This window comes from Neoroseomonas oryzicola (genome assembly GCF_012163135.1).
GTDB classification, from domain to species: Bacteria; Pseudomonadota; Alphaproteobacteria; order Acetobacterales; family Acetobacteraceae; genus Neoroseomonas; species Neoroseomonas oryzicola.
This window is the reverse complement of the sequence record NZ_JAAVUP010000002.1, coordinates 216561-237033: the sequence shown is the minus strand read 5'-3', so window position 1 is coordinate 237033 and position 20473 is coordinate 216561. Positions and strand designations below refer to the sequence as shown.

Genomic DNA, 20473 nt, shown 5'->3' with positions numbered 1-20473 from the left:
CGGGGGGGATCAGCCCCCCGCGTTCGCCTGGGCGACGGCGAGCGCCGTGACGTTGAGGATGCCGCGCGCGGTCACGCTCGGCACCAGCACGTGGATCGGCTTGTTCATCCCGAGCAGCAGCGGGCCGAGCTGCAGCCCGTCGGTCGCCGCCTTGACCAGGTTGAAGGCGATGTTCGCCGCGTCGATCCCCGGCATGACCAGCAGGTTCGCCGCCCCTTCCAGCCGGCTGTCCGGCACCGCGCGGGTGCGGATCGCCGGGATCAGCGCGGCGTCGGCATGCATCTCGCCATCCACCTCGAGCGACGGGTCCATCTTCCGCACCATCCCCAGCGCATGGCGCATCCGTCGCGCGGATGGCGCGTGCGAGGCCCCGAAGGAGGAATGCGACAGCAGCGCGACCTTGGGCGTGATGCCGAAGGCGCGCACCTGCTCGGCGGCGAGCAGCGTCATCTCCGCGATCTGCTCGGCGGTGGGCTCGAGGCAGAGATGCGTGTCGACGACGAACAGGTGCTCGCCGGCGCGCGTCACGACCCCGGACAGCGCATAGACCCGGCCGACATCGTCCCGCTTGCCGATGATGTCGAGCACGTGCTTCCACTGCCCCATCCAGTCGCCGAGGCCGCCGCAGATGGCCGCATCCGCGTGCCCGGCCTCGAGCAGCAGGGAGGCGGCGACGGCCGCGCGCGTCGCGACACGCTTTTCCGCGGCGTCAGGCGGGGTACCGCGGCGCCCGACCTTGAGGCGGTAGAGCTCGGTCAGCGGCCCGAACAGCTCGGCATCCGCGGTCGGGTCGACGATGCGCACGCTCTCGCCGAGGTCCATGCGCAGGCCGAGCGCCCTGACCTTCGCCTCGATGACAGGGCGGCGTCCGACCAGGATCGGCTCGGCGATTCCCTCATCCACCACGGACTGGACGGCGCGCAGCGTGCGCTCGTCCTCGCCCTCGGCATAGGCGACGCGGCGGGGGCGCTTGCGCGCGGCCTCGAAGACCGGGCGCATCAGGTTGCCCGAACGGAAGACGTTGCGTTCCAGTTCCCGGCGATAGGCCTCGAAATCCGCGATCGGACGCGTCGCCACGCCGGAATCCATCGCCGCCTTCGCGACCGCCGGCGCGATCTCGAGGATCAGGCGCGGGTCGAAGGGCTTGGGGATGATGTAGTCGGGACCGAAGACCGGCGCCTGGCCGCCATAGGCGGCGGCGACGACCTCGGAGGCCTCGACGCGGGCGAGAGCGGCGATCGCGTCCGCCGTCGCGATCTTCATCTCCTCGTTGATCGTGGTCGCGCCGACATCGAGCGCGCCGCGGAAGATGAAGGGGAAGCAGAGGACGTTGTTGACCTGGTTCGGGTAGTCCGTGCGGCCGGTGGCGACGATCGCATCCGGCCGGGCGGCGCGCACCGCCTCGGGCAGGATCTCCGGTTCCGGATTGGCCAGCGCGAGCACGAGCGGCTTCGGCGCCAGGTGCTTCAGCCACTCGGGCTTGAGCACGCGCGGGGCGGACAGGCCGAGGAAGACGTCGGCCCCAGGCAGCGCGTCCTCGAGCGTGCGGGCATCCGTGGCCTGGGCGTAGCGCGCGCGATAGGGGTCGAGGTCGTTGCGCCCGGTGTGGATCACGCCGCCGATGTCGCAGATCGTGACGTTCTCCCGCTTCAGCCCCATCGAGACCAGCAGGTCGAGGCAGGCGAGCGCGGCCGCGCCGCCGCCGGTGTTGACCAGCTTCACGTCCTCGAGCCGCTTGCCCTGCAGCAGCAGCCCGTTGCGGATGGCGGCCGCGACGATGATGGCGGTGCCGTGCTGGTCGTCGTGGAAGACCGGGATCTTCATCCGCTCGCGCAGGGTGCGCTCGATGACGAAGCACTCGGGGGCCTTGATGTCCTCGAGGTTGATGGCGCCGAAGGAGGGTTCCAGCGCCGCGACCACCTCGATGAACTTCGCGGGGTCGCGTTCCTCGACCTCGATGTCGATGGAATCGATGCCGGCGAACTTCTTGAAGAGGACCGCCTTGCCTTCCATCACCGGCTTCGACGCAAGCGCGCCGATGGCCCCGAGCCCGAGCACCGCCGTGCCGTTGGTGATGACCGCGACCATGTTCCCGCGGGTGGTGTAGTCGTAGGCGGTGGCGGGGTCGGCCGCGATGGCCTCGCAGGCCGCGGCGACGCCGGGCGAATAGGCCAGGCCCAGGTCGCGCTGCGTCGCCATGCGCTTGGTCGGCTCGACCGCGAGCTTCCCGGGGCGCGGGAGCCGGTGGTAGTCGAGCGCGGCGCGGCGGAAATCCTCGTCCATCAGGGTACCTCCGAAGTCAGGGTAGAGGGTTTTGGGCCGGCGGGGCAGGGGCGGATGGACGAGGCGAAGCGCGTCGCGGGCATGCTGCGGGACTGGCTTGCGCGGGAAGGGCTCTCGCGGGACGCCTTCGCCCAGCGCGCGCGGCTCGGCCGCTCCACCGTGGACAAGCTGTTGGTCGGGCTGTTCTCCAGCCGGACCCTGGCCGCGGCGGAAAAGGCCACGGGACTCGCACTGCGGGGCGCGCCCGTCCCCACCCCCTCTGCGCCGCCTTCGATCGCCGTGCTGCCCTTCGCCTTCCTCGGCGAGGCGGAGGGCCGGGCCTGGCTGGCCGAAGGCCTTGCCGAGGACATCGCCACGGCGCTGGCGCGGCTGCGCTGGCTCTTCGTGATCGCGAGCAATTCCACCGCGGCCTTCCGCGACCCTTCGGCGGATGTCCGGCAGGCCGGGCGGGACCTCGGCGTGCGCTACTTGCTCCAGGGCAGCCTGCGGATCGCCGGCGGCCGCATGCGCGTCGCCGCCCGCCTGGTCGAGGCCGCGACCGGCGCGCATCTCTGGGCCGAGCGCTACGACCGCGACCCGACCGACGTCTTCGCGGTGCAGGACGACATGGCCGCCCATGTGGTCGCGGCGATCGAACCGAGCCTCTACGCGGCGGAAGGCTTCCGCGCCGCCGCCCGCCCGCCCGGCGGCCTCGACGCCTGGGGACTGGTGGTGCGCGCCATCGGCCTGATCCATCGCGTCGGTCGCCGCCAGAACGAGGAGGCGCAGGCCCTGCTGCGGCAGGCCATCGCCCTGGAGCCCGGCTACGCCCGCGCCCATGCGCTGCTGGCCTGGGCCGTGTGGTGGTCGGCGATCTGCGGCTGGGTGCCCGACTATGCGGAGGCTCGCCGCCACGCCGAGGACGCCGTCGCGCTGGATCCGGCGGAACCCTGGGCGCGCATGGCGCTGGGCCTTTGTCTCAGCAATGAGCGGCACTTCGAGCGCGGCATCGCCGAGTTGCGCGCCGCGCTCGACCTCAACCCGAACTTCGCACTGGGCCACGCCAATCTCGGCGGCGGGCTGCTGCGGGCCGGGCTGTACGAGGAGGCCATCGCCGAGACCGGCCTCGCGCTCCGCCTCAGCCCGCTCGACAGTTTCGCGGGGATATACACGGCGCTGCACGGGCGCTGCCTGCTCGCCGCCGGACGCTTCGAGGAAGCGCTCCCGTTCCTGCAGGCCTCGATCGCCGCCTTCACGGATTATCCGCGACACCACAACACGTTGATCGCCTGCCTCGGCCATCTCGGCCGCCCGGAGGACGCGCGCGCGGCGATCGCCCGGCGCGAAACGCTCCCGCCGCCGCTCACCCGCACCGCGATCGGCCGCGAGCTCGAAGGCTTCGCCTATCGCGCGCTGCTGCTCGATGGGCTGCGCAAGGCCGGGGTACCGGAATAGACGACGGCGTTTCCCAGGGCGCGATGCACAGCCTATCCTTCCCACAGGATCGGGAACGGCGCATGGGGCGCAGCGGACCCAGGCGCAACGGGCGGCTGGCGGGATGGACGACAGGCGACAGGTCGCAGGGATCGTCAGGGACTACCTCGCCCGCGAGCGCATCTCGCGGGAGGAATTCGCGCATCGCACCCGCCTCGGTCGCTCGACCGTGGACAAGCTGCTGGTGGGGCTCTTCTCCGACCGCACGCTGGCGGTCGTGGAGGGCACCACGGGGCTGACGCTGCGCGGGCCGGTCGCCGCCCCTGCCCTGCCCGACGCCGGCCCTGGCGCCGTCCCGGCGGCCGAGGAGGACAGCGCGCCGTCGATCGCCGTGCTGCCCTTCACCTTCATGGGCGACGCGCCTGGCCAGGACTGGCTGGCCGACGGCATCACCGAGGACATCACCACCGACCTCGCGCGGCTGCGCTGGCTCTTCGTCATCGCGCGCAACTCCACCTTCACCTTCAAGGGCCGCGCGGTTGACGTGCGGGACGTCGCGCGCGACCTCGGCGTCCGCTACGTGCTGGAAGGCAGCGTGCGCGTCGCGGGCGGCCGCATCCGCGTCACCGGGCAGCTGGTCGATGCCGGCACCGGCCGGCACATCTGGGCCGAGCGCTACGACCGGGAATTGTCCGACATCTTCGCGGTGCAGGACGAGATCACCCGCAACGTGGTCGCCGCGATCGAGCCGCATCTCTACGCCGAGGAAGGCTACCGCGCGGCATCGCGGCCGACCGCGAACCTCTCCGCCTGGGGCCTCGCCGTCCGCGCCATGGGCCTGATCCGCAAGGTCGGCCGGAAGCAGAACGAGGAAGCGCGCCAGTTGCTCGAACAGGCGATGGCGCTCGAGCCCGGCTATGCGCGCGCCCACGCGCTGCATGCGTGGGCGGCCTGGTGGGCGGCGCTCTGCTACTGGTGGCCGGACAATGCGGAGGGCTACCGCGTCGCGGCGCAGCAGGCGGCCGCGGCGGTAGCGCTTGATCCCTCGGAGCCCTGGGCGCGGATGACGCATGGCATCTGCCTCTCCTCGGCGCGCCAGCACGAGACAGGGCTGGTGGAGCTGCGCGCCGCGCTCGACCTCAATCCCTGCTTCGCGCTGGGGCGCACGCTGCATGGCTGGGGACTGCTGCGGGCCGGGCGGATGGAGGAGGCGATCGCCGAGACCGGCCTCGCGCTGCGCATGAGCCCGATGGACAGTTTCGCGGGCATCTACACCGCGATCCACGGCCTCTCGCTGCTCGGGGCGCGGCGCTTCGAGGAAGCGCTGCCGCATCTGCGGTCCTCGGTCGCGGCCTTCGCCGAGTATCTCGGGCACTACAACACGCTGATCTCCTGCTGCGGCCATCTCGGCCGCATCGAGGAGGCACAGGACTACATCGCCGCGCGCGACCGGATGGGCCCGCCGATCCGCGTGGGGCTGCTGCGCAAGAACCTCTCGGGCTTCGCCCATGGCGAGGTGTTCTGCGAGGGCCTGGTCAAGGCCGGCGTGCCGGAATAGCCGCAGCAGGGTTGTTCGCGCCGAGGCTGCGGTGCGATGCTCCCGGCACAACAGGGAGAAGAACAATGCCCTCTCGCAGAAGCGTCCTGGCCGCTCCGCTGGCAGGCCTCGCGGCCCCTGCCTTTGCCCAGCCCGCCCGCGCCCGCACCCTCCGCTTCGTGCCGCAGGCGAACCTCACCTCGCTGGATCCGATCTGGACGACGGCCGCGGTCACCGAGAACCACGGCTGGACGGTGTTCGACACGCTGTACGGCATGACCGACGACCTCAAGGTCCAGCCGCAGATGGCCGAAGGCCATACCGTCTCCGACGACGGCCGCACCTGGCTGATCCGGCTGCGCGAGGGCTTGCGCTGGCACGATGGCGAACCGGTCCGCGCGCAGGATTGCGCGCCGAGCCTCGCGCGCTGGAGCCGCCGCGACACCTTCGGCCAGTCGCTCGCCGCCGTCGTCGACGCCTGGGAGGCCGCGGACGACCGGACCATCCGCATCCGGCTGAAGTCGAAGTTCCCGATGCTGGTCGACGCGCTGGCCAAGCCGGCCGCCGTCGTTCCCTTCATGATGCCCGAGCGCATCGCGCGCACGGATCCCTTCCAGCAGATGACCGAGGTGATCGGCTCCGGGCCCTATCGCTTCCTCAAGGACGAGTACATTTCCGGCAGCCGCGCCGCCTATGCGAAGTTCGACGGCTATGTCCCGCGGCAGGAGGCCGCCTCGCGCACCGCGGGCGGCAAGGTCGCCCATTTCGAGCGCGTGGAATGGACCATCATCCCCGACAGCGCCACGGCCTCGGCCGCGCTGCAATCGGGCGAGATCGACTGGTGGGAGCAGGTGAACGCCGACCTCGCGCCGCTGCTGCGACGGTCCCGCGGGGTGCAGGTCGAGGTGCTGAACACCCTCGGCTACATCGGCGTTGCCCGCTTCAACTGCCTGCACCCGCCCTTCAACAACCCCGCGATCCGCCGCGCGCTGCTGCTGGCCCTCAACCAGGAGGACTATCTGCGGGGCGTGACCGGCAACGATCCCTCGGCCTACCGCGTCTGCGCATCGATGTGGCCCTGCGGGACGCCCTATGAGAGCACGACCGGCAACGCGTCGCTGACCGGCCCGCGCGACCTCGAGCGCGTGAAGGGGATGATCCGCGATGCCGGCTACCGCGGCGAGAAGATCGTCATCATCAACCCGACGGACTTCCCCACCATCGGGCCCTTCGGCCAGGTGACCGCCGACCTGCTCCGCCGGCTCGGCATGAATGCCGACCTGGTCGAGACCGATTGGGGGTCCGTCGTGCAGCGCCGCGCGAGCAAGTCTCCGCCCGAACAGGGCGGCTGGAGCATCTTCCACACCTGGTGGCCGAGCCTGTCGATCATCAACCCGGCGGTGAGCGCGACGCTACGCGGCCAGGGCGACAGCGGCTGGTTCGGCTGGTACGCGAACCCGCGCGTCGAGGACCTCGCGCGGCAATGGCTGGTCGCGGAGACCGAGGCCGAGCAGAAGCGCCTCGCCGACGGCATCCAACAGGAATCCTTCGAGAACGTCCCGGTGCTGCCGCTCGGCCAGTTCTTCATCAACACCGCCTACCGCAGCGGGTTGTCGGGCTTCGTGAAGGGCACCGCGGCCTATCCCTGGAACATCCGCCGGGCATAGTCGCAGCGGCGAAGGTGACGGGTCCCGCCGTGTGACATCGGTCACCGGCGGGAAAGCTTCCGGAAAGTCCCGGAAAACTCCGGCGATGGCTCCGGAAGGTTGCGCTGACGAAAGTGGCTCCGAAGCGAGGGCGCGATGTCCCGTCCTCAGGAGCCCCGACGATGATGACCTTCTTCCAGCGCGCCGCCCTGTTCGCGGCGCTCGTCGCCACCACCCCGGCCGCCGCCCAGCAGGCGACCCCGGGGCCGAACGCCCGCGGCGAATACCTCTCCCGCATCATGGATTGCGGCGGCTGCCACACCGGCGGCGCGCTCGCCGGCCAGCCGGATCCGCGCCTGCACCTGGCGGGATCGGGCATCGGCTTCGGCATCCCCGAGGTCGGGGTCTTCTACCCGCCCAACCTGACGCCGGACCGCGAGACCGGCCTCGGCAGCTGGAGCGAGGCCGACATCGTCCGCGCCGTGCGCACCGGCGTGCGGCCGGACGGGCGCGTCCTCGCCCCGGTGATGCCCTGGCATTCCTATGCGGCGCTGAACGATGCGGATGCCCGCGCGCTGGCCCGCTACCTGCGCAGCCTGCCGCCCGTCCGCAACGAGGTGCCCCGCATGGCCGGCGCCAGCGAGACCCCGCCCGCGCCCTACCTGACGGTCGTCGTTCCCGGGCGCTGATCGCGCCCCAACCGAGGGAGGATCCCGATGAGCAGCACCCATGGCACCACCCGCGACTTCCTCCGCAAGGGGGTGCTCCTGCTCGGCTCGATCCTGGCCGCCGGGCTTGCCACGAGCACGCTGAGCAGCGCCCTCGGCCATGAGGGCCATCGTGCACGGCACCGGACCTCGGCCCCGGTCCGCGCGCCGAACCTGCCGCCCGAGCTCGCGGCGGTGCGCGATGCGCTGGCGAAGTACCAGGATCCGCGCGTGGCGATCCGGGAGGGCTACCTCTCGACGCTGGGCTGCGTCGAATACCCGGTCGGCGGGATGGGCGTGCATTTCCTCAACCCCGCGCTGATCGGCCCGACGGTCGACCCGATGCGCCCGCAGATCCTGGTCTACGAACCGGGCCCGCGCGGCACGCTGCGCCTGGTCGCGGCCGAGTGGTTCGTCCCGCTCGCGACGGGCGTGGCGGAACGCCCGACGCTGTTCGGCCGGCCCTTCGACGGGCCCATGGCCGGGCACGAGCCGCTGATGCCGGCCGCGCTGCACCACTACGACCTGCATGTCTGGCTGTGGAAGGAGAACCCGGCCGGCCTGTTCAACGCGACCAATCCGGGCGTGGGCTGCGCCGGGCACCCCTATGCCGAGATGGAACAGCCGCCCGCAACGGTGGCGCACACGCACCCGGCCACACCGAGCCAGTAAGGTAGGACACGCACCATGAAGCTCTATTATTTCGACGGATCGACGACCTGCCGCCCGATCGTGATGCTCGCGCATGAGGCCGGCATTCCGCTCGAGCTCGTGCCGGTGAACCTCTTCGGCGGCGAGCAGATGCAGCCGGCCTACCTCGCGAAGAACCCGAACGGGAAGGTGCCGCTGCTCGACCACGACGGCTTCCTGCTGAACGAGGGCTCGGCGATCCTGAAGTACCTCGCGGAGGTCTCGGCCTCGCCCGCCTATCCCTCGGATCCGCAGGGCCGCGCGCGGGTGAACGCGCAGATGGACTGGTTCAACACCTCCTTCTACCGCTGCTTCGGCTACGGGGTCGTCTATCCCGTGGTGATGCCGCACACGGCCCATGCGCCCGAGGTGCAGGAGGCGGTCAGCGCCGCCTGCCGGAAGGAAGCGCAGTCCCTGCTGCGCATCCTCAACGACCACATGCTGACCGATGCCGGCCCCTATCTGGGTGGCGCGCAGCCCAACCTCGCGGACTTCCTGGGCGTCGCCTACACGACGATCGGGGAGATGATCGGCGAGGATTTCGGCGACCTCCGCCGCGTCGTGCGCTGGATCGCGGCGATGAAGGCGCGCCCGTCCTGGGCCGCGGCGAATGGCGGCTTCGAGGCCTGGCGCGACGCGGCGCTGGCGCAGAGGGCCGCGTGATGGACGCCCCCGCGCCCGTCCGGGCCTTCCACCACGTCGCCTATCGCTGCAGCGATTCCGGGGCGACGCGGCGCTTCTACGAGGATTTCCTCGGCCTGCCGCTCGCCGAGGCCTTCGTCATCGAGCAGACGAAGACCGGGCGTGCGACCGCGGTGCTGCATTCCTTCTACCGGCTGGGCGACGGCAGCTTCCTCGCCTTCTTCGAGGCGCCGGACAGCCCCTTCGACTTCAAGGCGCAACACGATTTCGACCTGCATGTCGCGATGGAAGTCGCGCCGGAGGCGCTCGAGCCCATGCTCGCGCGCGGTCGGGCGATGGACATCGAGACGCGCGGGCCGGCCGACCATGGCGTGATGCGATCGATCTATTTCCGCGATCCCGACGGCTATGTGGTCGAACTCACAGCCAGGACGCCGTCGCATGACGCATCGATGGACCCGACGCGCAACGGCGCGCGCGACAAGCTCGAGGCCTGGCAGCGGCGCAAGGCCGCCGCCTGACGACAACCCTTCCCGGTCCCCGCGGCGTGCGGCGCGGGGGCCGGGAGAAGATCCCGCACGGTTCCGGGGAAGGACCCATGCAGACCATGAACGACAATCAGCGCGTCCCGACGCGCGAAGACCTCTTCGGCCCGGCACCCGGCATGGCGACGGACCGCCGCGCACCGATCCATGCCGGGCTGCGCCGTGCGCTGGCGCGGCTGCTGGTGTCCCTCGGCACGCGCGGCTGGCAGTCGCCGGCGGACATGGATGCGATGATCGCGGCGCTGCGCGCGGAGATCGACGCGGCCGGCGCCGGCCAGCGCCAGCGCGTCGCCGTGCATCCGATGCTCGAGGCCTGGCTGCCGCGCGAGGTGGATGCCGCGGTCTCGGTCGCCGAACTCGCGCTGCTGGTCGAGAGCCTGGCGACGGCACGGGCCGAGGAGCGGCCGGCCTGGGCGCGGCGGCTGTTCATCCGGTGCGGGCGCCTCGCCGCCGAGGACCTGGTCGCGCTGGCCGAGGCCGAGGATGCTCTGCAGCCGCTGCTCGCGACGCTGATGACGGCCTGGGAGATGCGCGCCGTCACCGCCCGGATGATGGCGATGGTGCCGCCGGCGCGCGTGCAGGCGGTCCTCGCTTTGGCACTGCCTGCGATGGACGACGACGAACGCGCCGCCTTCCTCGCCACCGCGCGCGCGGCGGCGCCCGACGACACGGCGCTGGCGGCGATCGACGGCGCGGCGATGATCGGCCTGGCGCCCGAGGCCTGGAACCGCCTGCGCCGCCGCCTGGCCCTGGCCGCCTGAACGACGGAAACAGGGCGCGGCCCCAACGGCTGCGCCCTGGTCGTTCAACGCCTGACTGTCAGGGAATCCTGCCCTGGCGGGCTACTGGTGCGGTCGAGAAGATTCGAACTTCCACGGGGTTGCCCCCACTAGCACCTCAAGCTAGCGCGTCTACCATTCCGCCACGACCGCAAATCCGGTAGAGGGCGCGGCGTATAACCGATGACCGCGCCATCCGCAAACCCCCCCCTCGAATGGGTCGTCTCCGAGGGGCGCACCCCCTACGCCGAAGCCCTGTCCGCCATGGAATCCCGCGTCGCGGCGATCCGGGCCGGGACGGCGGCCGAACGCGTCTGGCTGGTCGAACACGACCCGACCTACACCGCCGGCACCTCTGCCCGGCCCGAGGACCTGCGGGAGGCCCGCTTCCCGACCTTCGCGGCCGGCCGTGGCGGGCAGTGGACCTATCACGGGCCCGGCCAGCGGACCGGCTATGTCATGCTGGACCTGACGCGGCCACACGGCAGCGTCGCGGCCCGGGACGTGCGGGCCTATGTCCATGGGCTCGAGGAATGGCTGATCCGGGCCATCGACCGCTTCAACATCCGGGCGGAGCGGCGGGAGGGCCGGGTCGGCCTGTGGGTCGCGAACCGGGCCACGGGCGGCGAGGACAAGATCGCCGCGATCGGCGTGCGGGTGACGCGCTGGGTGTCCTGGCACGGCGTCGCGCTGAACGTCGATCCGGACCTGGCGCATTTCGGCGGCATCGTGCCCTGCGGCATCAGCGAACACGGGGTGACGAGCCTGCACGCGCAGGGCGTGCTCGCGACGATGGAGGAAGCCGATTCGGCGCTGCGCGCCGCCTGGGACGAGGTGTTCGGCTAGGATGCCGCCGCGGAGGGGCTGCCCCCGCCGCGGCGCGCGCCGTCATTCCGGATACAGGCCCATCCCGGCGGTGAAGCCGAAGCTCGCCTTCGACATGCCGGGCAGGAAGACGCAGGGGTTGAAGGCGGTGACGCCGAACATCTGCGCCGAATCGAGATAGGGCGTCGGGTCCATCAGGTCGCTGCGGCGCTGGTAGGGCGGGTTGCCCTTCTGCGTCAGCGCTCCCTTGGCGGTGCCGGCATACATCTCGAAATGCAGCATCGAGAGCTTGAGGCCCTGCAGCACGCCGACATTGGCGATGTGCTGGCCGGCGAAAATCTTCGCGCCCTTCTTCACGCCGGCGGGCAGCGTCTTCTTCACCTCGCCGTAGCGCACGACGAAGTCGCCATGGTCGACCTCGAGCGCCCAGCTCTCGAGGTAGAATTCGTAGAAATCCAGCACCACGCCGTCGGCCACCGCGAAGATCGGCGTGCCCACGGGCGCATAGAGGTCGCAGCCGGCGTGCTTGCGCTTCCCCTTGCTGCGACGGGCGCCGAAATGGCGCGGCGCCTCCTTGTAGGATTCCTTCGGGAGAAACTTCAGCGGGAAGAGCATCGAACCTCCAGGATCACGCGCCGGCATCGCAAGGCCGGCGCGCGGATACCTAGAGGATGGTCGCGTGGCGCGCGGTGAAGCCGATCACAGTCGCGCCGCGCGACGGGCTCAGCGGCCGCGGCGCAGGAAGGCCGGCGCCGGCGAGCCGTCGCGGAAATCCCCCTCGCGCCACGACCGGTCGCGCCGCGGCGCGTCCTGCTGCCCGGCGGCCGGACGACGGCGCGCGGAATCGCCGCCCTGCGGGCGCGGCGGCTCGGCCTGGCGCTTCGGCTCGGCCGGCGTCGCATGGCCGCCAGGGCGGTGCTGCGGCTGGCGCTGCGGCTTGTGCGCGCCACGCGGCGGCTTCTGCTGCTGCGGCTGGCGCGGCGCGGGGGCACGCGCGGGTTCGGGCGTCGCCGCACCGCTGCGCGTCTCCGCCGGGATCTGCTGGCGGATCAGCCGTTCGATCGCCCGCAGCTTGTCGCGGTCCTCATGCGAGCAGAGCGCGATCGCCTCGCCCGTCGCGCCGGCCCGCGCGGTGCGGCCGATGCGGTGGACGTAGGTCTCGGGCACTTCCGGCAGGTCGAACTGGATGACGTGCGTGACGCCATCGACGTCGATGCCGCGCGCGGCGATGTCGGTCGCCACCAGCACCGGCGCCGAGCCGTCGCGGAAGGCGGCGAGCGCACGCTCGCGCGCGTTCTGCGCCTTGTTGCCGTGGATGGCGTTGGCGGCAATGCCGTCCTGGTCGAGCTGCTTCACGATGCGGTCGGCACCGTGCTTGGTGCGGCTGAACACCAGCGTGCGGCCGATGCCCTCCATGCGCAGCAGCTCGGCGAGCGCCTGGCGCTTGCCGCCCGCGGGCAGGTGGATGACGCGCTGCGCGACCTTCTCGGCCGTCGTCGCCACGGGAGCGACGGCGACGCGCACCGGGTCGGTCAGCATCTCGGCGGCGAGCTTGTTGATCTCGGCCGGCATGGTGGCGCTGAAGAACAGCGTCTGGCGCTGCTGCGGGATCGCCTTCAGCAGGCGGCGGATGGCCGGCAGGAAGCCCTTGTCGAGCATCTGGTCGGCTTCATCGAGCACCAGCGTCGTGACGTGGTCGAGCCGCGCCGCGCCCTGGTCGATCAGGTCCTGCAGCCGGCCCGGCGTGGCGACGAGGATGTCGACGCCGCGCGCGAGCGCGCTCTTCTGCCCGCCGAAGCCGACGCCGCCGAAGACGACGGTGGTGGACAGCCCCAGGTGCCGCCCATAGGCGCGCACGCTGTCGGCGATCTGGGAGGCGAGTTCGCGCGTCGGGCTCAGCACCAGCACGCGGCAGCCGTAGCGCGGCGGCCGGCCGGTCTGCTGCGCCAGACGGTGCAGGATCGGCAGGCTGAAGGCCGCCGTCTTGCCGGTGCCGGTCTGCGCGATGCCGAGCAGGTCGCGCCCTTCCATCACGGACGGAATGGACTGCGCCTGGATGGGGGTGGGAGAGGAATAGCCCTCCTCGGCAAGCGCCTGGAGGATACGAGTGTCGAGGCCAAGCGCCTCGAAGGTCGTGGTCAAGATGCGTCCTGTCACGCGCGCGCCGGTTCATGCGCGGCGCGCGTCGCTGCGGTGAGAAAGCCCCGCGGGATTGGGACCGTCCGGTAGGTGGCGCGCCTGTCCCGGCCCGGGCCCGCACCGCGCTTCACGCCTTCTGCGAAGGGAAGCGGCGGGGACCGATCACGCGGCCGGGCTGGCGCGTGGCGCGCAGATCATCCGCGCGATCCGACGCGTATGCGCCTTCGCAGTCGCAAAAACAAGGAAAATCAGCGGGGCGGCGGTGGATGCCGCCCCGGTGCGTCACTCCACGCGGATATTCGCGGTACGGATCACCTCGCCCCAGCGGGCGACCTCGGCGCGGAGGAATTCGCCGGTCGGCGCCGGCGCGCGGCCCTCGGCGACGAAGCCGAGATCCTCGAGCCGCTTCTTCATCGTCGGTTCCATCACGATGGCGCGGACCTCGCGCGCGATGCGCTCGTTGACCGCATCCGGCGTGCGCGCCGGGGCGAGCAGCATGCACCAGGAGGAGGCGGCGAAGTCGGGCAGCCCGGCCTCGATGATGGTCGGCAGGTTCGGCGCGAAGTCGGGCCGCGTGACGGTCGCGATGCCGAGGGGGCGGACATTGCCGGCCTCGAATTGCGGCTTCAGCGTCGAATAGGTGTCGAACATCAGGCCGATATTGCCCACCATGAGGTCCTGCAGCGCCGGCTGCGTGCCGCGATAGGGCACGTGCTCCATGCGCAGGTTCAGCCGCAGCGCGAGCTGTTCCATGGCGAGATGCGCGGTCGCGCCGATGCCGCTCGATCCGTAGTTCACGCGGCCGGGGCGGGCGCGGATGTACTCGACGAAGCCACGGAAATCCTCCGCCGGGACATGCCTGCTGCCGGCGAGGACGAGCGGCGCCTGCACCACCAGCGACACCGGCGCGAAAGAAGTGAGCGCGTCGAAGGGCATCTTGCCGGCCTGCAGCGTCGCGTTGGCGGCATGGGCAGGCAGCACCATGACCAGCGTGTAGCCGTCGGGCGCCGAGGTCGCCGCCGCCGCCGCGCCGACGATGCTGTTCGCACCGGGACGGTTCTCGACGACCACGGGCTGGCCGAGCACGCGGGAGAGCGGCTCGGCGACCAGGCGCGTCGCGATGTCGGTGGTGCCGCCCGGCGTGTAGGGGACAATGATGCGCATCGGCCGCGTCGGCCATTCCTGCGCGAACGCCGGCCGCGCGAGCGCGGCCCCCGCGGCGGCGGCAATCAGGGCGCGGCGGGAGGCGCCGCGACGCGGCGTGTTGTCGATGGTCATGGCGTTTCCCCGGTCTCTTTGTCGGTGCCGGGGCAGTCTAGGGGGCCGCCTCGCAGCGGCAAGCCGCGGCAGGATCGGGTCAGCCCTGCAGGCGCGCCGCGTTGGCAGCGTCATGCGCGGCGCGGATCGGCGTCGGCAGGCGGCGGCCCCGCGTCGATGCCAAGACGATGCACGTCGCGGTCTCCAGCGAGACGCGATGCCCCACCGAGACATAGACGGGCCGCGCGCCGCGCCGCGTGCGCAGCGCCGTGCCGATGCGCCTTCCCTTCCACAGCAGCGGGGCGGTGTCGCCGGGATCGGGGCCGGGCTCGCCCTCCCCCACCAGCAGCGACTTGGCGACGCCGATGGTCGGCACGCCAAGGACAAGCCCCAGTTGGCAGGCGAGGCCGACGCCGCGCGGATGCGCCATGCCCTGCCCGTCCACCAGGATGACGTCCGGCCGCACTGCCAGGCGCCGCCAGCAGGCGTGCAGCGCGGGGACCTCGCGGAAGCCGAGATAGCCGGGGACGTAGGGGAAGTCGGCGCGGCGGGATTCAGCGGCCGTCGCCAGCACCGCATCCGTCGCGGCGTCGAGCGTCACCAGCGCGGCATGGACGCGCTTGCCCGGATCGAAGCGGGTGTTGCTGACGTCCGCGCCGCCGAGGCGTGCGATGCGCGCCGGCAGGTCATCCTCGGCGACGATGCACGCGGCCATCTCCGCCTGGGCGGCGCGGGCGGCGGCGATGTCGGGCGGATGGAGCCAGTGCGGCGGCAGGTCCGGAACCATGGCTGGATCCTGCCACGCGCAGGACGCGGTCATAACCCGCCGCGATAACCCAGCCGCGCAAGGATGGCGTGGGATGTGCCGCGCTCCGGCCCCTCGTCGATGAACTGCCGCGCATACTGGTAGCCGACATCGATGCTGAAGCCGGACCCGATCTCCCGCCCGAAGGAGACCTCGATCCAGTTCTCGTTCGGCACGGGATCGACGCTGCGCTTCCGCTGCCATTGCTGCCAGGCGACGCTGCCGCGCCAGGGGCCGATGCGATGCTGGATGCCGAGGGTGAAGAAGGTCTCCCGCGCGGCCAGGGTGGTGGCGATGCTGTCGGACACGCCGGTGTCGGGATCGCTGGTGCCGGTCGGCACGTCGATGCGCGGGCGGCCGCCCGCGTTGCGGAACTGCACGCCCTCGGCGAACAGCAACGTCGACTGCTCGCGGTTCCATTCGTGGCGGTAGCGCAGGCTGACCGCATAGCCCCATTCCCGCGCCGTGCCGTCCGACCCGGGTGCCTGGGACAGTAGCGCGAGATGATAGGAGAAGCCCGGCAGCCAGGGCATGCGGTCGCCGTCGAAGGCGAGCGCGAAATTGTCGAAGGTCCCGTTGTTGCCGGGCCCGCCCTGCGCCGCGGTGTTCCGGTTGTAGCGCTCGTAACGCGGGTCGCAGCAGGACGGCCGCGTGATCAGCGTCGAGGAGAGGAAGGAGCGGTCCAGCGTGTAGACCATCCCCGTGACCTCGTGCTGCCCGAAGCGCACATCGTCCAGCCAGGTCCAGGCCGCCGAGGCGCCCAGCAACTGGTTGAACAGATAGGCCTCATGCGCGCGGACCGGGATGAGGATGCCGGGGAAGTCCATGTAGCCGCGCCCGAAGGGTGCCACGAAGGTGCCGGCGCTGAGGGTGAGATCCTCGACCGGCTTCCAGTCGGCGTGGAACTGCTCGATGAACAGGGCTTGGCGGCGGAAGCCGATCACGCCGCCATCGGGGAAGCCGCCGGTCGAATCCCCCTCCCCGATCGGCTCGGTCGCGAGGCCGAGCTGGATCGAGAAATTCTCGGTCAGGTGGAGGCCGAAATCGATGTCGCCGAAGAGGAAGACGCTGGTGCCGCGGCGGCGCGGATCGGTCGCGCGCGTGGTGCCGACGCCGATCAGCCCCATGTCGATCTCGGTCTCGAGCTGTGGGAAGCGGACCTGGGCCTCGGGCGGCGGGGCCGCTGAATCCTGCGCGAAGGCCGGGGCCGGGAGCGCCAGCGCGGCGCAGAGCAGCAGCGCGCGCTTCACGACGCCTCCTGCCGCATGGCCGGGACGATGAGGCCGACATTGTGCCGGAACATCGCCTCGTAGGTCGGTGCGGGGCCGCCCGCGGGCGACAACGCATCGGCGTAGAGCCGGCCGCCGACGCGCACGCGCGCCTCCTCGGCGACGCGGCGCAGGGTCGCGGGATTGGCCATGTTCTCCATGAAGACGGCGGTGATGCGTTCGTCGCGGATCTGGCGGATCAGGCGGGCGACCTCGGCGGCTGAGGGCTCGGCCTCGGTCGAGACGCCCTGCGGCGCGAGGAAGGCGATGCCATAGGCCGCGGCGAAGTAGCCGAAGGCGTCGTGGCTGGTGACGACGCGGCGCCGGCCTTCGGGCACGGTGCCGATCTCCCGGCGCACCCAGGCGTCGAGCGTGGCGAGGCGCGCGGCATAGGCGGCGGCATTGGCGCGATAGCCCTCCGCGCCCGCCGGATCGGCGGCGGCCAGCGCGGCCGCGATGGTCCGCACATAGGACTGGCCCAGGCGGAGGTCCTGCCACGCATGGGGATCGGGCACGCTGCCCGGACCGACTGCATGGGCCTGGCGCCGCCCGCCGCCGCCATGGTCGTGATTGTGCGCGCGGGCCGACATGGCGCGCGGGGTGATGCCCTCGGTCGCGGTCGCGACGGGCCCGCGGAAGCCGGCGGAACGGATCAGTCGATCCATCCACGCATCGAAGCCGAGCCCGTTGCGGACCACCAGCCCCGCATCGCGCAGCGCGGCCACATCCGATGGCCGCGGCTGGAATCCGTGCGCGTCCACGTCCGGCCCGGCGATGGTGCGGATCGCGACGCGATCCCCGCCGATCTGCGCCGTCATGTCGGCGAGGATCGAGAAGGAGGCGACGACCGCGAAGCGCCCGCCGCCCTGAGCACGGGCGCGGCCGGCGATCAGGAGGGCAGGCATGGCCAGCAGGGAACGACGACGCACGGAGGCAATCTCGCGTGATGTTATACTGTATCTTTATCGACCGAAGTTCGTACTGGCAAGTGGGGGCCTGGCGCGATCACTCCTTGCGGAACAGGCGCTTCAGCCAGCCGAGCAGGCCGCCGCCGGCCGGGTCGCGGCGCTGGTGCGTCGCATGGGGCCGGCGGGAAGGCGGCGGCAGCGCGCTCGCCACCGTGTGCCGCCCGGTGTCGTGCGCGGCGATCAGCCGCCGTTCCAGCGCGACGACCTGCGCCACCGCCTCGGGCGGGGAGAGGCGGGCGAGCTCGGCGGCGGTCGCGTCGGCGTCGTCCCAGGCCTCGGCGCGACGCAACGCGTCGATGATGCGCACGGTCTGCTCGGCGTCGAGCGGCGGGCCGCTGCGCCAAAGCGCCACCGCGTCCTGCCGCAGCGCCTGGGCCAGGTGCGGCTTGAAGGCGTCGTCGGCCACCCAGGCGGCGTGCAGCGTGGCCTCGGCCGCGGCGTGCAGCGCGCCGGTCTCCTCGAGGACATGGGCCCAGGCGAGGAAGCGGCGGACCAGCGGGGGCTGGCTGGAATCCTGGATCAGGGCGCGGAAGGGTGCGGCCGAGACCGCCGCGGCCGCGGCCGGATGCGCCTTGGCGATCGACGGCGCCGCATAGCCGCAATGCGGGCATTGCTGCAGCCAGCGCGCCATGGTCGAGCGCACCGGTTCGCCCGGGCGCAGGTCGAGGTCCGGCGCCTGTTCGGGCGGCGGCGGACGGAACGGGGCTTGGCGGCTCTCGCGCCCGCAGACGCCGCAGGTGGTCTGGCCCGCGGCAGCCGAACGGGAGGAGGCGGAAGGCGTCTCGGCCATGGAACCGTCATCCTAGACCAGAACATGCGGGGCCGGGAATCAGGACGACGTTCTGCCATTGCACGCATGCGCGCGGTTGGGCACATGTCACCCATGCCGCGCGGCGACCTCTTCCCCGATATCGCACCCTACGAGACCGGACTGCTGCCGCTGTCCGGCGGGCACGTCATGTATTGGGAGCAGGTCGGCAACCCGCGCGGCCAGCCGGTACTGTTCCTCCACGGCGGGCCGGGCGCGGGTGCGGGCGCGGTGCATCGCCGCTTCTTCGACCCCGCCCATTGGCGCGTCGTGATCTTCGACCAGCGCGGGGCCGGCCGGTCGCGGCCGCTGGGAGAACTGCGGGACAACACGACGCCGCACCTGGTCGGCGACATCGAGGTGCTGCGCCGCTTCCTCGGCATCGAGAAGTGGCTGCTGTTCGGCGGGTCCTGGGGATCGACGCTCGCCCTGGCCTATGCCCAGGAACATCCGGAGCGGGTGACGGGCTGCGTGCTGCGCGGCGTCTTCCTCGGCCGGCGGGACGAGGTGGACTGGTTCCTCACCGGGTTGAAGCGCGTCTTCCCCGATGCCTGGGCATCCTTCGCGGAGCACCTGCCCGAGGCCGAACGCGGCGATCTGCTCGGCGCCTACCTGAAACGGCTCTGCCACCCCGACCCATCGGTCCATCTGCCGGCAGCGCGGGCCTGGAGCCAGTACGAGGGGTCCTGCTCGACCCTGTTGCCCTCGCCCGAGACCGTGGCGTCCTTCGCGCAGGACCGCACGGCGCTGGGGCTGGCGCGGATCGAGGCGCACTACTTCGCGCATGACCTGTTCCTGCCGCCCGAGGGGCTGCTCGGCCGCATCGACCGGATCGCGAACATCCCCGCCGAGATCGTCCAGGGCCGCTACGACATGGTCTGCCCGCCCGAGACCGCCTTCGAGCTGGCCGCGGCCTGGCCCGGCGCGCGGCTGACCATCGTGCCGGATGCCGGGCATTCGGCGCTGGAACCGGGCGTCAGGACGGCGCTGGTCTCGGCGGTGGAGCGGTTCCGGCGGCGCTGAGGGCGTGGTAAGGAAGCGCCGGTGGCGGGTCCCCGTAGCTCAGCAGGATAGAGCACAGGATTCCTAATCCTGGGGCCGTGAGTTCGAATCTCGCCGGGGACGCCACCACCCCTCCCACGCCGGCAGGCCCGCTACCCGAACAGCCCCGCCAGGGCGTAGACCGTCGCCGCGATGATCGCCGAGGCCGGGATCGTCAGCACCCAGGCGACGACGATGCCGCTCGCCACCGCCCAGCGCACGGCCGAGGTCCGCCGCATCACGCCCACGCCGACGATCGCGCCGGTGATGGTGTGCGTGGTCGAGACCGGCACGCCGAGCCCCGTCGCGGCGAACAGCGTGATCGCCCCACCCGTCTCGGCGCAGAAGCCCTGCATCGGCGTCAGGCGGGTGATCTTCGATCCCATGGTGTGGACGATGCGCCAGCCGCCGAACAACGTGCCGAGCCCCATCGCCGCCTGGCAGGAGATCACGACCCAGAAGGGCACGTGGAACCCGCCCTCGAGCAGCCCCTGCGAATAGAGCAGCACGGCGATGATCCCCATCGTCTTCTGCGCATCGTTGCCGCCATGGCCGAGCGAGTAGAGCGAGGCCGAGACGAACTGCAGCGAACGGAAGGTGTTGTCGACGACGAAGGGCGTGGTGCGGGAGAAGATCCAGGACACCACGATGATCAGCACCACCGCGAGCAGCATGCCGACGGCCGGCGACAGCACGATGGCGAACAGCGTCTTGCCCAGCCCCGACCAGACGATGGCGGAAAACCCGGCCTTGGCGATGCCGGCGCCGAGGATGCCGCCCACCAGCGCGTGCGAGCTCGAGGACGGTATGCCCCAGGCCCAGGTGATCAGGTTCCACGCGATCGCGCCGCTCAGCGCGCCGAAGATCACCCGCGGGTCGACGATCGCCGCGGTGACGATGCCGGTGCCGATGGTCTGCGCGACGTGCAGGCCGAAGAACAGGAACGCGATGAAGTTGAAGAAGGCGGCCCAGGCGACGGCGTAGTGCGGCCGCAGCACGCGCGTCGAGACGATCGTCGCGATGGAATTCGCCGCATCGTGCAGGCCGTTCAGGAAGTCGAAGGCAAGCGCGACGACGATCAGGCCGATCAGCAGCGGCAGGGCAAGCGAGGCGTCCATGC

At 71.6% G+C, this 20473-nt stretch carries 19 protein-coding genes and 2 tRNA genes; 11 read left to right on the top strand and 10 right to left on the bottom strand.

The window, feature by feature from the left end:
• Nucleotides 1-9 precede the first annotated feature (9 nt).
• Nucleotides 10-2283 carry an NADP-dependent malic enzyme gene (locus GWK15_RS07620; RefSeq protein WP_168040695.1) on the bottom strand — a complete coding sequence of 758 codons (2274 nt, stop codon included), beginning with the start codon at nucleotides 2281-2283 and terminating at the stop codon, nucleotides 10-12.
• Nucleotides 2284-2337: 54 nt separating this feature from the next.
• Here GWK15_RS07620 and GWK15_RS07615 point away from each other — a divergent pair, with 54 nt between their 5' ends.
• From GWK15_RS07615 to GWK15_RS07580, 8 genes are all read left to right on the top strand, one after another.
• Nucleotides 2338-3717, top strand: coding sequence for a tetratricopeptide repeat protein (locus GWK15_RS07615; protein ID WP_168040694.1), 1380 nt, complete (start codon nucleotides 2338-2340; stop codon nucleotides 3715-3717).
• Nucleotides 3718-3820: 103 nt separating this feature from the next.
• Nucleotides 3821-5254, top strand: a complete 1434-nt coding sequence (locus GWK15_RS07610) for a tetratricopeptide repeat protein (protein WP_168040693.1) — start codon at nucleotides 3821-3823, stop codon at nucleotides 5252-5254.
• A 65-nt stretch (nucleotides 5255-5319) separates the two neighbouring features.
• The gene (locus GWK15_RS07605; RefSeq protein ID WP_168040692.1) at nucleotides 5320-6900 is read left to right on the top strand and encodes an ABC transporter substrate-binding protein; all 1581 of its coding nucleotides are present in this window, start codon (nucleotides 5320-5322) and stop codon (nucleotides 6898-6900) included.
• A 161-nt stretch (nucleotides 6901-7061) separates the two neighbouring features.
• Entirely contained in the window at nucleotides 7062-7568 is a 507-nt protein-coding gene (locus GWK15_RS07600) for a c-type cytochrome (protein ID WP_168040691.1), read from the top strand.
• 27 nt (nucleotides 7569-7595) lie between these two features.
• Entirely contained in the window at nucleotides 7596-8258 is a 663-nt protein-coding gene (locus GWK15_RS07595) for a hypothetical protein (protein WP_209442088.1), read from the top strand.
• A gap of 15 nt (nucleotides 8259-8273) precedes the next feature.
• Nucleotides 8274-8939, top strand: a complete 666-nt coding sequence (locus tag GWK15_RS07590; RefSeq protein ID WP_168040690.1) for a glutathione S-transferase family protein — start codon at nucleotides 8274-8276, stop codon at nucleotides 8937-8939.
• Nucleotides 8939-9439, top strand: coding sequence for a VOC family protein (locus GWK15_RS07585; RefSeq protein ID WP_168040689.1), 501 nt, complete (start codon nucleotides 8939-8941; stop codon nucleotides 9437-9439). The genes GWK15_RS07590 and GWK15_RS07585 overlap by 1 nt, the downstream gene beginning before the upstream one ends.
• Before the next feature lie 86 nt (nucleotides 9440-9525).
• Nucleotides 9526-10224: a hemerythrin domain-containing protein gene (locus tag GWK15_RS07580; RefSeq protein WP_168040688.1), complete on the top strand. Its 699-nt coding sequence runs from the start codon at nucleotides 9526-9528 to the stop codon at nucleotides 10222-10224.
• An 85-nt stretch (nucleotides 10225-10309) separates the two neighbouring features.
• Here the strand turns inward: GWK15_RS07580 and GWK15_RS07575 are convergent.
• Nucleotides 10310-10395, bottom strand: a tRNA-Leu gene (locus GWK15_RS07575).
• A 30-nt stretch (nucleotides 10396-10425) separates the two neighbouring features.
• Between GWK15_RS07575 and lipB the strand changes: the two genes are divergently transcribed.
• Complete coding sequence (lipB, locus tag GWK15_RS07570) at nucleotides 10426-11088, top strand: lipoyl(octanoyl) transferase LipB (RefSeq protein ID WP_168040687.1); 663 nt, start codon at nucleotides 10426-10428, stop codon at nucleotides 11086-11088.
• Nucleotides 11089-11130: 42 nt separating this feature from the next.
• Here lipB and GWK15_RS07565 read toward each other — a convergent pair whose 3' ends face one another.
• The 7 genes from GWK15_RS07565 to GWK15_RS07535 all read right to left on the bottom strand — a co-directional run bounded on the left by GWK15_RS07565 (nucleotide 11131) and on the right by GWK15_RS07535 (nucleotide 18294).
• The gene (locus tag GWK15_RS07565; protein ID WP_168040686.1) at nucleotides 11131-11682 is read right to left on the bottom strand and encodes a M23 family metallopeptidase; all 552 of its coding nucleotides are present in this window, start codon (nucleotides 11680-11682) and stop codon (nucleotides 11131-11133) included.
• 108 nt (nucleotides 11683-11790) lie between these two features.
• Nucleotides 11791-13209, bottom strand: coding sequence for a DEAD/DEAH box helicase (locus GWK15_RS07560; RefSeq protein ID WP_168040685.1), 1419 nt, complete (start codon nucleotides 13207-13209; stop codon nucleotides 11791-11793).
• A gap of 279 nt (nucleotides 13210-13488) precedes the next feature.
• Nucleotides 13489-14484, bottom strand: a complete 996-nt coding sequence (locus GWK15_RS07555) for a Bug family tripartite tricarboxylate transporter substrate binding protein (protein WP_168040684.1) — start codon at nucleotides 14482-14484, stop codon at nucleotides 13489-13491.
• A gap of 79 nt (nucleotides 14485-14563) precedes the next feature.
• Nucleotides 14564-15250, bottom strand: a complete 687-nt coding sequence (locus GWK15_RS07550; protein ID WP_168040683.1) for an endonuclease V — start codon at nucleotides 15248-15250, stop codon at nucleotides 14564-14566.
• Between the two features lie 29 nt (nucleotides 15251-15279).
• Nucleotides 15280-16518, bottom strand: a complete 1239-nt coding sequence (locus GWK15_RS07545) for a hypothetical protein (protein ID WP_168040682.1) — start codon at nucleotides 16516-16518, stop codon at nucleotides 15280-15282.
• Nucleotides 16515-17465: a metal ABC transporter solute-binding protein, Zn/Mn family gene (locus GWK15_RS07540; protein ID WP_338147209.1), complete on the bottom strand. Its 951-nt coding sequence runs from the start codon at nucleotides 17463-17465 to the stop codon at nucleotides 16515-16517. The genes GWK15_RS07545 and GWK15_RS07540 overlap by 4 nt, the downstream gene beginning before the upstream one ends.
• A gap of 76 nt (nucleotides 17466-17541) precedes the next feature.
• The gene (locus tag GWK15_RS07535; protein ID WP_168040681.1) at nucleotides 17542-18294 is read right to left on the bottom strand and encodes a hypothetical protein; all 753 of its coding nucleotides are present in this window, start codon (nucleotides 18292-18294) and stop codon (nucleotides 17542-17544) included.
• Between the two features lie 93 nt (nucleotides 18295-18387).
• Between GWK15_RS07535 and pip the strand changes: the two genes are divergently transcribed.
• Complete coding sequence (gene pip / locus GWK15_RS07530; RefSeq protein ID WP_168041436.1) at nucleotides 18388-19335, top strand: prolyl aminopeptidase; 948 nt, start codon at nucleotides 18388-18390, stop codon at nucleotides 19333-19335.
• A gap of 28 nt (nucleotides 19336-19363) precedes the next feature.
• Nucleotides 19364-19440, top strand: a tRNA-Arg gene (locus tag GWK15_RS07525).
• 26 nt (nucleotides 19441-19466) lie between these two features.
• Here the strand turns inward: GWK15_RS07525 and GWK15_RS07520 are convergent.
• Nucleotides 19467-20471: an inorganic phosphate transporter gene (locus tag GWK15_RS07520; protein WP_168040680.1), complete on the bottom strand. Its 1005-nt coding sequence runs from the start codon at nucleotides 20469-20471 to the stop codon at nucleotides 19467-19469.
• Nucleotides 20472-20473 lie beyond the last annotated feature (2 nt).